The sequence below is a fragment of the Aliarcobacter faecis genome (genome assembly GCF_013201705.1).
Classification (GTDB): Bacteria; Campylobacterota; Campylobacteria; order Campylobacterales; family Arcobacteraceae; genus Aliarcobacter; species Aliarcobacter faecis.
Genome location: NZ_CP053837.1, coordinates 430361 through 444218, shown reverse-complemented (window position 1 = coordinate 444218; position 13858 = coordinate 430361). Strand labels below are relative to the sequence as shown.

The 13858-nt window shown below is 27.1% G+C and carries 12 protein-coding genes and 6 tRNA genes; 6 read left to right on the top strand and 12 right to left on the bottom strand.

Going from position 1 to position 13858, the window contains the following annotated elements; all coding sequences use genetic code 11:
• Positions 1-9: 9 nt before the first annotated feature.
• The 9 genes from AFAEC_RS02225 to ribH form a co-directional block, all read right to left on the bottom strand.
• Positions 10-86 (bottom strand) — tRNA-Thr (locus AFAEC_RS02225).
• Positions 87-103: 17 nt separating this feature from the next.
• A tRNA-Met gene (locus AFAEC_RS02220) sits at positions 104-180 on the bottom strand.
• Positions 181-197: 17 nt separating this feature from the next.
• Positions 198-274: transfer RNA gene (locus tag AFAEC_RS02215), tRNA-Met, on the bottom strand.
• A 33-nt stretch (positions 275-307) separates the two neighbouring features.
• Positions 308-384: transfer RNA gene (locus tag AFAEC_RS02210), tRNA-Gly, on the bottom strand.
• A 71-nt stretch (positions 385-455) separates the two neighbouring features.
• Positions 456-532 (bottom strand) — tRNA-Ile (locus AFAEC_RS02205).
• A gap of 2 nt (positions 533-534) precedes the next feature.
• Positions 535-624 (bottom strand) — tRNA-Ser (locus tag AFAEC_RS02200).
• A gap of 76 nt (positions 625-700) precedes the next feature.
• Entirely contained in the window at positions 701-1399 is a 699-nt protein-coding gene (gene pyrF / locus AFAEC_RS02195) for an orotidine-5'-phosphate decarboxylase (RefSeq protein ID WP_081754539.1), read from the bottom strand.
• Position 1400: 1 nt separating this feature from the next.
• Positions 1401-1796, bottom strand: coding sequence for a transcription antitermination factor NusB (gene nusB, locus AFAEC_RS02190; RefSeq protein ID WP_026806397.1), 396 nt, complete (start codon positions 1794-1796; stop codon positions 1401-1403).
• Between the two features lies 1 nt (position 1797).
• Positions 1798-2268, bottom strand: a complete 471-nt coding sequence (gene ribH / locus AFAEC_RS02185; protein ID WP_026806398.1) for a 6,7-dimethyl-8-ribityllumazine synthase — start codon at positions 2266-2268, stop codon at positions 1798-1800.
• Positions 2269-2395: 127 nt separating this feature from the next.
• Here ribH and cas9 point away from each other — a divergent pair, with 127 nt between their 5' ends.
• The 3 genes from cas9 (at position 2396) to cas2 (ending at position 7236) form a co-directional block, all read left to right on the top strand.
• Positions 2396-5908: a type II CRISPR RNA-guided endonuclease Cas9 gene (gene cas9 / locus AFAEC_RS02180; protein WP_026806399.1), complete on the top strand. Its 3513-nt coding sequence runs from the start codon at positions 2396-2398 to the stop codon at positions 5906-5908.
• 104 nt (positions 5909-6012) lie between these two features.
• Positions 6013-6756, top strand: a complete 744-nt coding sequence (cas1, locus tag AFAEC_RS02175) for a type II CRISPR-associated endonuclease Cas1 (protein ID WP_026806400.1) — start codon at positions 6013-6015, stop codon at positions 6754-6756.
• A gap of 165 nt (positions 6757-6921) precedes the next feature.
• Positions 6922-7236, top strand: coding sequence for a CRISPR-associated endonuclease Cas2 (gene cas2 / locus AFAEC_RS02170; RefSeq protein ID WP_119173170.1), 315 nt, complete (start codon positions 6922-6924; stop codon positions 7234-7236).
• Positions 7237-7619: 383 nt separating this feature from the next.
• On the opposite strand, the gene kdsA is transcribed toward cas2, so the two are convergent.
• Positions 7620-8417, bottom strand: a complete 798-nt coding sequence (gene kdsA, locus AFAEC_RS02165; RefSeq protein ID WP_026806402.1) for a 3-deoxy-8-phosphooctulonate synthase — start codon at positions 8415-8417, stop codon at positions 7620-7622.
• Between the two features lie 10 nt (positions 8418-8427).
• Positions 8428-9306 (bottom strand): DMT family transporter, encoded by an 879-nt coding sequence (locus AFAEC_RS02160; RefSeq protein WP_026806403.1) that lies wholly within the window; start codon positions 9304-9306, stop codon positions 8428-8430.
• 102 nt (positions 9307-9408) lie between these two features.
• Between AFAEC_RS02160 and murA the strand changes: the two genes are divergently transcribed.
• From murA to AFAEC_RS02145, 3 genes are read left to right on the top strand one after another with little or no spacing between them, the layout of a single operon-like run.
• Entirely contained in the window at positions 9409-10677 is a 1269-nt protein-coding gene (gene murA / locus AFAEC_RS02155) for a UDP-N-acetylglucosamine 1-carboxyvinyltransferase (protein WP_026806404.1), read from the top strand.
• The gene (locus AFAEC_RS02150) at positions 10677-11741 is read left to right on the top strand and encodes an HdrB C-terminal domain-containing protein (RefSeq protein ID WP_026806405.1); all 1065 of its coding nucleotides are present in this window, start codon (positions 10677-10679) and stop codon (positions 11739-11741) included. The genes murA and AFAEC_RS02150 overlap by 1 nt, the downstream gene beginning before the upstream one ends.
• A complete protein-coding gene (locus AFAEC_RS02145; protein WP_051487620.1) occupies positions 11742-12347 on the top strand; it encodes an HNH endonuclease in 606 nt (201 codons plus the stop codon).
• Here the strand turns inward: AFAEC_RS02145 and AFAEC_RS02140 are convergent.
• A complete protein-coding gene (locus AFAEC_RS02140) occupies positions 12334-13830 on the bottom strand; it encodes a type II secretion system protein GspD (RefSeq protein WP_081754540.1) in 1497 nt (498 codons plus the stop codon). The genes AFAEC_RS02145 and AFAEC_RS02140 overlap by 14 nt on opposite strands.
• Positions 13831-13858: the final 28 nt, after the last annotated feature.

Sequence of the window (13858 nt, the reverse complement as noted above, 5' to 3'; positions counted from 1 at the left end):
AAATAAAAGTGGAGCTGGTGAAGGGAGTCGAACCCCCGACCTGCTGATTACAAATCAGCTGCTCTAGCCAACTGAGCTACACCAGCACTTTTACTTTATTTTATGGTGTCAAAAGAGAGACTTGAACTCTCGACCTCCGGCTTATGAGACCAGCGCTCTAGCCAGCTGAGCTACTTTGACTTAAAAATTAAATAAATTGGTTGCGGAAATAGGATTTGAACCTATGACCTTCGGGTTATGAGCCCGACGAGCTACCTAGCTGCTCTATTCCGCGATAAAAAAATAAAAGAACTTCACTTTAAAAAAGTGGAGCGGGAGACGAGACTCGAACTCGCGACAGTCTGCTTGGAAGGCAGAAGCTCTAGCCAACTGAGCTACTCCCGCATGAAACCCTTTTCTAAAAGGATTGGAATGATATCTAAAAAAATATTAAAAAAAACTTAATATCTTTTAGCTGGTGGGTCGTGAAGGACTCGAACCTTCGACCACTCGGTTATGAGCCGAGTGCTCTAACCAGCTGAGCTAACGACCCAGTGGCGGACAGTGAGGGATTTGAACCCTCGGTACCGTTGCCAGTACGTCTCCTTAGCAGGGAGGTGGTTTCAGCCACTCACCCAACTGTCCGAAATCTGATTTCAATAAATCAGGACGGGAATTATAGTAATCTAAGGCTTAATACTAACTTAAAAATATATAAACTTTAAATATTTGCTAATATATTTTTTACAACAACTCTAGGATTCTCACTTTTATATATAGGTCTTCCTACAACAATAAAATCTACTAAATTCTCTTTTGAAAAACCAATATCAGCAACTCTTTTTTGATCACCACTATCTTCACCAAAAGGACGGATTCCAGGGCATAAAGTTATAAACTCTTTTGAAGTATTATTTTTAATATCTAAACTTTCAAATGCTGAACAAACAACACCATCAAGCCCCGCTTCAAAAGTCTCTTTAGCAAACTCTCTAGCTTTTTTATCAATATTTTCACCATAAATTTTTTTGAAACTATCATTATCAAAAGATGTAAGTGCAGTAACAGCTAAAACTAAAGGTCTATTTGGAATATCTTTTAATCTTTGCATAACTGTCTGCATAGCAAATTTTCCTGCACTTGCATGAACATTAAACATATCAACAAGTCCAAAATTAGAAATATCTTGTGCTGCATCAGCCATAGTATTTGGAATATCATATAGCTTTAAGTCCAAAAAAATTTTAAAGTTTGGATTTATAGCTTTTATATCTTCTAAAAACTTCTTTCCATCTCTTAAATATGTCCTAAAACCTACTTTCAACCATACATCAAAATCTTTTATTTTTTCAACAAGAGCCAAATTCTCTTTTGAACTCTCTAAATCTAAAGATACACAAAGTTTCATATCTTTTTTCATTTTAGCCCTTTTTTACCTGATCTAAAATTGCATTTACAAATTTTGGTGCACCATCACTTGCTAATCTTTTTGATAACTCAATAGCTTCATTAATAATAACTGCTTTTGGTAAATTTTCAAATAAAATTTCATAAATAGCAAGTCTTAAAATAGACTTTTCAACAGAACCTATATCTTCAAGATTTCCTTGAGTTATAAAGGCTTTTATTTGGTCATCAATTGTGCTTAAATTTTTTATTGTTCCATTAAATAAATTTAAAGCAAACTCTTTTTGATTATTTCTTATTTTTTTCTCTTCAAGTATTTCATCAACAAATTTTGTAATCTCATCATTTCCTAAATCATAGGCATATAAAAGCCCAATTACAGACTCTCTAGCTTGTGTTCTTGTTGCCAAATTATTTTCCCATTTCGCTATATAAATCTAGCATTTCAATTATTGTAACCATAGCTTCTGCACCTTTGTTTCCAACTTTTGAACCAGCTCTTTCAATTGCTTGCTCTATTGTATCTGTTGTCAAAACACCATTTGATACAGGTTTTCCATATTTTAAAGCTACTGTTGCTATACCTTTTGTTGCCTCTGCACTTATATAATCAAAGTGTGGAGTTGCTCCTCTTATAACAGCTCCAACACAACAAACCGCATCATATTTTCCACCTGATAGTGCTTTATCCAATGCAAATGGTATTTCAAAAGCTCCTGGAACTAATATCAAATCTAAATTATCTTCATTTCCGCCATGTCTTTTAAAAGCATCTCGTGCTCCTTCAACTAATCTATCAGTAATTATATGATTAAATCTTCCATTTATAATAGCTACTTTTTCATTTCCTTTTAATCTTAAAATACCCTCTATTATTTTCATTTTTTCTCCAAATTTCTTTTCAATATTCTTTTATTATACATAAAAATATCTTAAGATTTTCAATCTTCTATTGTTAAATAGTTTTGTAGTAAACTCTATAAATATAATCACTTTCAAAGGCAAGGAAATGGAAAGAATTTTAGGGTTAGATTTAGGTACAAATAGCATAGGATTTGCACTAAATAAAGTAGAAGAGAAAGATAGTATTACAATTTTTAATGAACTAGCTTCAAATAGTATAATTTTTAGTGAATATGTTCCATCTACTGATAGAAGAGCTTTTAGAAGCGGAAGACGAAGAAATGAAAGAGCTAGTAGAAGAAAAGAGAATATTAGAAAACTTTTTTGCTATTTTAATCTAGCTTCAAAAAATATATTAGATAATCCAATAGAGTATTTTAATAATCTTACGAAACTTTACAAAGAGCCATATAGTTTAAGAGAAGAAGCAATAAAAGGTAAAAAATTATCAAAAGATGAGTTTACATTTGCTCTTTATACAATAATCTCAAGAAGAGGATATACAAATCTTTTTGCAAAAGAAGAAGATGAAAACAAAGCAAAAGAGAGTGAAAAGATAAATAGTGCGATTTTAAATAATAAAAATATTTATAAAAATAGTAACTATACACTTCCTTCAAAAGTTTTAACACTGAAAAAAGAAGAATTAGAGGAAGATGGTTTTATAAATATTGCGATAAGAAATAAGAAAGATAATTATAATAATTCACTTGATAGAAAACTTTGGCAAGAAGAAGCAGAACTTTTAATAGAGAGTCAAAAAAATAATATAGAACTTTTTAAAGATATAAAAACTTATGAGGATTTCAAAAATAAGTTTATAAATGGTGTAAATAAAAATTCAAAAGGAATTTTTGAACAAAGAAATTTAAAAAGTGTTGAAGATATGGTAGGTTTTTGTAGCTTTTATAACTTATATTCAAAAGAGCCTCAAAAAAGAGTTATAAATGCACATATAAAAGCTATTGAATTTGTTTTAAGACAAAGAATTGAAAACTCTATTTTAGGAAATTTGATTTTAAACAAAAAAACTGGTGAGTTTGTAAAAATCTCAAAAGAAGATATAGAAACTACTATTAATTTTTGGCTATATACTCCCAATGTACAAACAATAACTGCTAAAAATATCTTCAAAAATGCTGGACTTAAAGATTTAGAGATACAAACTTCAGATAAACAAGATGATACAGTTCAAGATATATCTGTACATAAAGCACTTTTAGAGATAGTTGATTTTGAAACTATTTTGAAAAATGAAGAATTTTACTCAAAACTTTTGGAAGTTTTACACTATTTTGTAAGTGAGCAACAGATAAAAGATGAGATTAAAAAGCTAAATAAAGAGAATATTTTAAGTGAAGAACAAATAGATAAAATAGCAAATATAAACAAAGCTAAAAGCTCTTATTTATCATTTTCTTTAAAATTTATAGATGAGATTTTACAAAAGTTGAAAAATGATATATCTTACCAAACATGCCTTGAAGAGTTAGGATATTTTAAAAGATATACTCAAATGGAAGCTTATAATTATCTTCCACCACTAAATCCTAGTATTGAAGATATAAAATGGCTAGAAAAAAATGTTAAAAATTTTAAATCAGAACAACTATTTTATCAACCACTTATTAGTCCAAATGTAAAAAGAGTAATCTCAATTTTAAGAAGATTGGTAAATGAGCTAATATCAAAATACGGAAAAATAGATAAAATCATAATTGAAACAGCAAGAGAACTAAACTCAAAAAAAGATGAAGATAAAATCAAAAAATCACAAGAACAAAGCAATAAAGAGATAAAAGATGCCCAAACTTTACTAAAAAGTGGAAATAAAGAGTTAAGTAATAAAAATATTTTAAGGGCAAGACTTTTGAAAGAACAAAAATCAAAATGCCTTTATAGTGGAGAGGGTTTAACTCTTGAGGAAGCTTTAGATGAAAATATAACAGAGATTGAGCATTTTATCCCTAGAAGTAAAATTTGGATAGATAGTTATAAAAATAAAATATTGGTACTTAAAAAATACAATCAAAATAAATCAAACCAACACCCAGTAAGCTTTTTGAAATCTATTGGTAAGTGGGAAAATTTTGTAGGTCGTGTAGATGAGTTTATAGCAAATAAAGATAAAAAAATTTGCCTAACAGATGAAAAAAATATCCAAAAAATTTGGGATAATGAAAAATTAGAAGATAGATTTCTAAACGATACAAGAAGTGCTACAAAAATAGTTGCAAACTATTTAGAACACTATTTATTTCCAAAACAAAATGAGTATGGAAAAGGTGAATCAAACGATAAAGTAATAAGAGTCACAGGGAAAGCTATAAATGAACTAAAAAAACTTTGGGGAATAAATGAAGCACAACCAAAGAACGAAGAGGGTAAAAAGGATAGAGATACAAACTATCATCATACAATAGATGCTATTGTTATTTCACTTTTAAATAACTCTTCAAAAAAGGCTTTAAATGACTTTTTCAAACAAAAAGAGGATAAATTTAAAACAAAAGCTATTTTAGAAAAATTAAAAACAAGATTCCCAATTTCAAAAAATGGCAAATCTTTATTTGAATTTGTAAAAGATAAAGTAGAGAAATATGAGAAAAATGAACTATATGTTTGCCCTTATATGAAAAAAAGAGAAAATATTCGTGGTTTTAAAGATGGAAATATAAAACTTATTTGGGATAAAGAGCTAAATAACTTCTCTCAAATAGATAAAGTAGAGATTAATAAAAAATTACTCTTAAATAATTTTGGAAAAGATTTAAAAGATGATGAAGTTAAAAAAGAGTTTGAAAAAATAAAAGATAAGCTAAATCTTCCAAAACAAAACAATATAAAAATAGCTTTAGAAGAGTATGAGAAAAGACTACTAGAAATAAGAAAAAAAATAAATAATATAAGTGAAGAGATAAAACAAGAACAAAATAATCTTCCAAGAGATAAAAAAGCTATTGAAACAGTTGAAATTTTGGAAATAAAAAATAGAATAGAAAAATTGGAACAGACTAAAAAAGAGTTTGTAAAAGAGCTAGAATTTCCTTGTTTCTTCTATACAAAAGATGGTAAAAAACAGATAGTTAGAAGCTTAAATCTAAAATCAAACTCTGTAACAAAAGCTGATAGTATAATAATCACAGATAAAAAGCAAAAAAATAGAGTACAAAGATTAACAAAAGAAGTTTATGAAAATTTAAAATCTTCTAAAACACCTTTTGTAGCAAAATTAAATGATAACACCTTGAGTGTAGATTTATATAACACTTTAAAAGGACAATTAATAGGTCTAAACTATTTTTCTTCTATAAAAAATGATATTTTGCCGAAAATTGATGAAAGAAAGATAAAATTAATATCAAATTACGATGATAAAATAACTGTATCAAAAAATAATATTATAGAAATTGAAGATTTAAAAAATGGTACAAAGAATTATTATACTTGTAATGGTGGTGGAGAAATAGGTAAAGGAAAAAATGTTATTAAAGTAGATAACATAAATACAAAAAATAAATCAGTAATTCCTATTCAAATAGCTGATTATAGAATTGTAAAACCAGTAAAAATAAATTTCTTTGGAAAGATTTCTTATGAAGAGTTTAAGAAAAATTAAGATACCATTTTCCCATATCAAATGGGGATTTGATAGTCTGATTAAAACAAGGGGCGATTTAGCCCCGCTAAAATTTTATAAACTCTTTTTTGGGAGTTTATAAAATGTCTTTTCAAAAACTTTACATAAAAAACAAAGCCTACTTAAGCTATACAAACAACCTAATCAAAATTAAAACAGAAGATAGCGAAAACACAGTTTGTTTTGATGATATAGATACTATTTTAATAGAAAACTATCATACTACTATTTCAACTGCACTTTTAGCTCAACTATCAAAAGCAGATATTAGTGTGATATTTTGTGATGAAAGATTTATGCCTAGCTCAATTTTATTAGGAATAAATAAAAATAGCCGTACAACAAAAATACAAAAAGCACAAGTTCTTTTAAGTAAGCCAAAACTAAATCAAATTTGGCAAAAAATAGTTTATTCAAAAGTAGAAAATCAGTCAAAAATTTTAAAAATTTTTAATATAAAAGAGAATTATTTAGATAGCTTACTTCCAAGAGTAAAATCAAATGATAAAGAGCATATAGAAGCAGTCGCTGCGACATACTATTTTAAAGAACTTTTTGATAAAGATTTTAGTAGAAACTCTTTACTTGATGGTAGAAATGTAGCATTAAATTTTGGATATACAATTTTTAGAAGTTCTATTTGCAGATATTTAATAGTATATGGATTAAATCCAGTTTTTGGGATACATCATAGTAACGAGTTAAATGCTTTTAATTTAGCAGATGATTTTTCGTCCAATAGTAGATTTATATGTAAAAAGAAATATAAAAAAAGATACCCTAATTTCAAGTTCTATGAAAATAGAGCTTTTAAAACTATTAGATGAGATAATAATATATGATAATCAAAGAGTACAAGTATCCTATTGTATGAGACAAATAGTTGCAAACTATCAATCTATTTGTTTAGGTAAAAGTGAAGAATTAAAACTTTTTAAACTATGATAAAAAGTAAAAAAGATAAGAATCAAGAGATAAGTAGGTATAGGAAAATGGTACTTTTTGCAATGTTTGATATGCCAACAGAAACAAAAGGCGATATTAAAAAATATACAAAATTTAGGAAAAAACTTTTAGAAATGGGTTTTATAATGTTTCAGTTCTCCATTTATGTGAGATTTTGTAACAGTTTGGAAAATGCTCAAAAATATGAGAAAAAAATAAAAGAAATTCCACCTACAAAAGGTTCAATAAGAGTATTAAAAGTAACAGAAGCACAATATAAAAATATGATTATTATAGAAAATTATCGTGAAAAACCTGAAAAAAAAGTAGAAAAACAGACACAAACTGTACTTGTTTTTTAAGTATAAAAAGCTTTTAAAAGCTCTATATACAGGGTTTTAAGCTACCCTATTATATCAAATGGGGATTTGAGAGTAGATTAAAACCTTTTAGAACTTATCCTGATTATGTTTCACATTATATCAAATGGGGATTTGAGAGTAGATTAAAACACGATTAAAGAATGATAACGATATTAAAGATTATATCAAATGGGGTTTTGAGAGTAGATTAAAACTGTGTCTTTTCCTAAAAATAAGCTCATAGATTATATCAAATGGGGATTTGAGAGTAGATTAAAACCATTTTGATAGAAAAATATATTAGAAATTAAAATATTTGAAGAGAGTATAGAATTAAATAAAATTAGTAAAACTAATTTTTTATAAACAATTTCAAAAAAGCTTTAGTTTCCTAAAGCCTCTTTAATAGCAAAAATATCATTCATAGTTTTATATAAGGTATCAATATGAAGCATATTTGGTCCATCACTTTTTGCTACACTTGGGTCAATATGTGTCTCAAAGAAAAAGCCATCTACTCCAACACTAGCAGCTGCTCTTGCCATATATGGAACAAATGAGCTATTTCCACCTGTTGTTCCTCCAGTACTAGGAATTTGTACACTATGAGTTGCATCAAAAATAACTGGTGCATATTGTCTAAGTAAAATCAAGTTTCTCATATCTACTACTAAAGCTCCATATCCAAAAGTATTTCCTCTTTCACAAAGCCAAACTCCAGCTTTTTGTGAATTTTCATAAGAAACTTCACTTATTCCTCTTGTATTTAATACCTTTTCAACAGGATGTTTCATAGCATCTGCTGCTAAAAATTGTCCTTTTTTAATATTTATTTTTGCAGGTGTTTTAGCTGCTGCTACCAATAAATCAGTCTGTCTACATAAAAATGCAGGAATTTGAAGTATATCCATAACTTCTCCAGCTGGAGATGCTTGATATGATTCATGAATATCTGTTACAACTTTATATCCAAACTCTTTTTTTATTTTTTCAAATATTTTTAATCCCTCATCAAGTCCAGGTCCTCTAAATGAGCTTAAACTTGTTCTATTTGCCTTATCAAAACTAGCTTTAAAATAAAAATCAACTCTTTTATCTTCGCTTAAAGGTTTTAATTTCTCAGCTATTTTTAAAACTGTATCCATATCTTCTAAAACACAAGGTCCTGTCATAACTACCATATAAATTCCTTTATTTTTTACTTACTAAAATTCCACTAATTACAATCAAGATTATACCTAAAACTATTATAAACGAAGGAAAACTATCTCCCATAAATAAGCCCAGAATTATTGAAAAAACAATATTACTATATGAAATAGTTCCTATAATTCCAGCTTTTGCAAAAGAGTAAGCCTTTGTCATATAGATTTGTGCATAGGTTGAAAAAATTCCTAATAAAACTATAAAAATCCAATCTTTGTTTGTTGGAAATATAAACTCTCCCAACATAAAATCTAAATTAGAATTTACATAAAATTCACTAATTATCATCAAAATTAGTGGACAAATCGTTCCAACAGCCATAAAAGATAAAACTATCGCCCGACTATCATAATATTTTCGTAATTCTCTAATTGAAGTATATGCTAAAGCTGCTCCAACACCTGATAAGATTCCTAAATAATCTGTTTTTTTTAAACTTGAACCATCAAATTCAGTAATAAATAAAATCCCAATAAAACCTATAAATACTCCAATCCAACCTTTAAAACCAATATGTTCTTTTAGAAAAAAATATGCTAAAAGGGCAGTAAATATAGTAGAAGTCTTTGAAAAAGTCATAGCTTCACCCAAAGGAATATTTGCAATATTATAAAAGAAAAACAAAAGAGCTATAAATCCAGCAGTTCCTCTAAAAATAAGTAACCAAAACTTTCCTCCCATTTGATTTAACGGGCTTTTATAAATAGAAAAAAGTATAAAAAACACTCCAAAAACATTTCGAAAGAATACAATTTCTATTGAACTTAAAGTTGAACTAAGCTCTTTTGCTGTAATTCCCATAAGTGCAAATAAAAATGAAGCAATAAGCATATATTTTATACCTTTGTTTACATTTTCTTCCAAATTTGCTCCTTTTTTAAAAAAGCAATAGTATAGTAAGATTACTAAAATAAAGCAATTTTCAGGTAAAATCTTTCCTATTTTAAAACATTATTTAGGAAATTTATGGATTATTTAAAAATTGTTGGAAACAAAAAATTAAGTGGTGAAATATCTATTTCTGGTGCAAAAAATGCAGCTCTTCCTTTGATAGCAAGTACAATATTAGCTAAAAATGAGACTATTATAAACAATCTTCCAAATGTTGCTGATATTAATACTTTTTTAAAACTTATAAAAATGCTTGGTGGAAGTTTCATAAAAGAACAAAATAGTGCAAAAATTGATACTAGTTCAATAGACAATACAACTGCAACTTATGATATTGTAAAAACTATGAGAGCTTCTATTTTAGTACTTGGTCCTTTACTTGCACGATTTGGACATTGTGAAGTTTCACTTCCAGGTGGTTGTGCAATAGGTCAAAGACCCGTTGATTTACATCTAAAAGCACTAGAGCAAATGGGTGCAAAAATAGAGATTTTACAAGGGTATATAAAAGCAACTGCACCAAATGGATTAAAAGGTGCAAAAATAGTATTTGATAAAGTAACAGTTGGGGGAACTGAAAATATTGTTATGGCTGCTGCTTTAGCTTCAGGTGTAACAACAATAATAAATGCAGCAAAAGAGCCTGAAATAGTACAACTTTGTGAAGTAATTCAAAGTGCTGGAGTAAAAATTGAAGGTATTGGAACATCTAAAATAATCATTGAAGGAACAGGTGGAAAACTGCTTGATATTAAACCTTTTAGCGTAATTCCTGATAGAATTGAAGCTGGAACTTATATGTGTGTAGCAGCAATTACAAACCAAAAATTAACTATAAAAAATATAATCCCTGCTCATTTAGAAGCAATCACTTCAAAACTAGAAGAGATGAATTTTGAAATAGATGTAAAAGAAGATGAACTTACAATTTTTCCAACATCAAAAATTTTACCTGTAAATATTATCACAACAGAATTTCCAGGATTTCCAACAGATATGCAAGCTCAATTTATGGCTCTTGCAACTCAAGCAGAAGGTACAAGTACAATAGATGAAAGACTTTTTGAAAATAGATTTATGCATGCAAGTGAGCTTAATCGTCTTGGAGCTGAAATACATTTAAATGGAAATATCGCAACAATTATTGGAAAAAAAGGTGGTCTTAGTGGAACAGATGTTATGGCAACAGATTTAAGAGCCTCATCTGCATTAGTTTTAGCAGCACTTGTAGCCAATGGAGAGACAAATATACATAGAATTTATCATCTTGATAGAGGATATGAGGATTTAGAAGGAAAACTTCTAAAAATTGGAGCTAATATTCAAAGATTAAAAGAGAATTAATGAAACTAGAGATATCTCTATTTAGGTTCGATAAAGATAGCGATTATCTTCCATACTATACAAAACATTTTATAAATCTAAAAGATGAAAAGAATCTTTTAGATATTTTAAGAACAATTTATAAAAATGAGAAATTTTCATTTTTCGATTCACAAAATAGCCTTTTTGTTGTAAACAATATCTTTATGAAAGCTTCAACACTTTTGGAAGATATCATAAAAAGTTTTGGAAAAGATTTAAAAATTGAGCCAATTTCAATAAAAAGAGCATATAAAGATTTTTTGATAAATGAAGATGATTTTTATACAAAATTTAAAATTTTAAAAGAGTTTTGTTCTTTAGAAGATAGAGATTTTTATAACAATCAAAAACTATTTTATTATGCTTCAAATACACTAAATTACAAAGAATCTTATATTGGTGATGCCCTACTTCTTTTAGCATCTAAAAAGATAAAAGATACTCCAAATAAAAAAGATGAAATTTTTAAAATTTTAAAAGAGCAAAAATATGGAGCTAATTTTCATACAAGCTTAAAAAATAGAGTTTTTAACTTTGATTTGCAAATAGAAAGAGATATCAAGGAACTTCAAAAAGAGTTAGGATTTATAAAAGATTTTAATGAAAGAACTATAATTTTTGAAGAACTTGGAACAGATTTAAATATAAAATATACTTTTAAAAATTTTAATATTGCTTGTTTTAATAGAGATTTAAAATTTGATATATTTTTACAGAAATTAGAAGCAAATTTTTTAACTTTAGAAAACTTTGATTTAGATTTGGCAAAAGATAGTTTTTTTATAAATCCTAAATTAACATATTTTATAGCTTCCCAAATTTTATTAACTGCTTTTGATAGTGGAGCTGATTTTTTAGTTGTTTTTAATAGTGAAGATTTTTTTATTTTTAATAACAAATTAAAAGAGATAGAAAAAATCTCAAATAGAGAAATCCCTCTTCCAATTATCCATATAAATGAGCTACAAATGTTAGCAAATGAAGATTTTGAAAAAGCAAGAAAAAGTTTTAAAAATCACAAAATTAATCCAAAGATTATATAAATGGAAATTTTAATATATACTCTTAGCTTTTTATCTATATTAGCTTTTATACTTTTCTTGCTAAAAAAACCAAAAAAACTTAAAAAAAGTGATAATAAATTTGAATTTTTCCTAAAAAATATACAACTTTATATAAAAAGATACCATCCCAAAATAGAGATAAACTATAAAATAGTAGAATTATCAAAAGATGAAAAAAACTTAAAAATAAGACAAACTTTAATTATTCAAGATATTGTAAATCAATTTTATAACTATAATTTTATCAAAAAATCTCAAGAGCCAATACCAAAAGAGAAACTTTGGCCAACATATATAGACAATCCCAAATGCTCTTCATACCCAAATGATTGGCTTCAAAGAAAAGAGTTCGCATATACAAGAGATAATAAATCTTGTAAAAGATGTGGAAAAAATCTACTAAATTTAAATGAAGTTTATAGCTCCTTTGTAAGACCTATAAAAGATGGTGGAAGCTTCAATTTTGAAAATATTTTAACTCTTTGTAGTGATTGTAACAAAATTTTAGATTCAAATTTAGAAAAATCATCACTCATAAATTCTTTAAAGCTTTATGATGATTTACTAAAATTTATTGAGGATTAAGACTATCAAAAATCTCTTTTGCCCTATTTTCAGCTGATATCCCAACTTTTTTTGTAGCTTCTTTATTTTTTATATCTGCTAGTTTATTATCCAACTCTTTTAGTTTTTCAGAAGCTTTTTTACTATCTTGCTCTTTTTTTAAAGCCTCCTCTTTTACTCTTATTAAACTATCTTGAAGATATTTATCTTCAAGATTTTTAAGCTGTGCTAACTCATTTCGAACAAAGGTTATATCCTTTGATTTTGGTATCATATAAGGAGTTACAATTACAACTAAATTACTCTTTTTACTCAAATTTGCATCATTCTTAAATATATTCCCAACAACTGGAACATCACCTAAAATAGGAACTTTTTGTTCTATTTGTTCATTTTTATTCTCTATTAAACCTCCAATTATTACACTCTCACCATTATTTAATATAGCCGTTGTTTTTATCTCTTTTTTCAAAGTATCTGGATTTTCACCTGCTCCAACTGATTTTGTTTTTATCCCTTCAAGTAAAGTATTTATCTCTAAAGTTACCTTTGTATCACTAGAAATTCTCGGTTTCACTTTTAAAGTTAATCCAACATCTTCTCTTTGAAAATTTGTTCTTTGTGTTCCACCATCTGTTACACTACTTGAAGTTTGAATAGAGATTTTCTCTCCAACATAAATTGAACTCTCTTTATTATTTATGGCCAAAATAGATGGTTCAGAAACAATATTTAAAGCACCATTTTGCTTTAACAAATTTAAACTTGCTCCCAAAGCCAAACCAGAAGTTATATCAGGAATTTTAAGATTTAAAATATCCTTTACAACATTTGCTGAATTACTTCCACCATTTAAACTAGCTGAGAAAGTAGAAAGATTGTGATTTCCAACTTTACCACCAAAAATTCCATAAGAAACTCCTATATTTTCTAACATCTCATCATTTAGCTCAATAATTCTAGCTTGTACATAAACTTGTGATTGCTCTTTATCTAAACTGCTTATCAAAGTTATTAAATTTTCTAATTCCTCTTTACTTCCCATTAAAACAAGAGAATTTGACTCTATATCTAAAGTTATTATTGGTTTTTGAGTTCCCTCTTTATAAACTCTTTTATTTACTAAATCTTCTAAAATTTTTAATATATTTACTCCATCAACATTTTTTAGATTTAAAATCTCTGTAATAAGTGGTTTTTCTTCAATTTCATTGATTTTACTAAGTTTAAAAAAGCCTTTTTCTTCTTTTAATATATAACCTTTTTGTTTTAAACTAAGCTCTAAAATATTTAGAAGTTCATCTTTTGATAGTTTTTTATTGGAAGAGAAATTTATAGTACCTTCAAGTGGCTCATTTATAAAAATATTTTTATCTAAAATCTTAGAGACAATTGTTACAAACTCATCTAATTTTAAATTTTCAAAATTTATATCAATTAACTCTTTTGAAAAAAGATTTGAAGATAAAACAAATAAAAAAAGAAGTTTAAAAATAGTTTTCATAAAACAACTCAATAATAATTTATTAAGT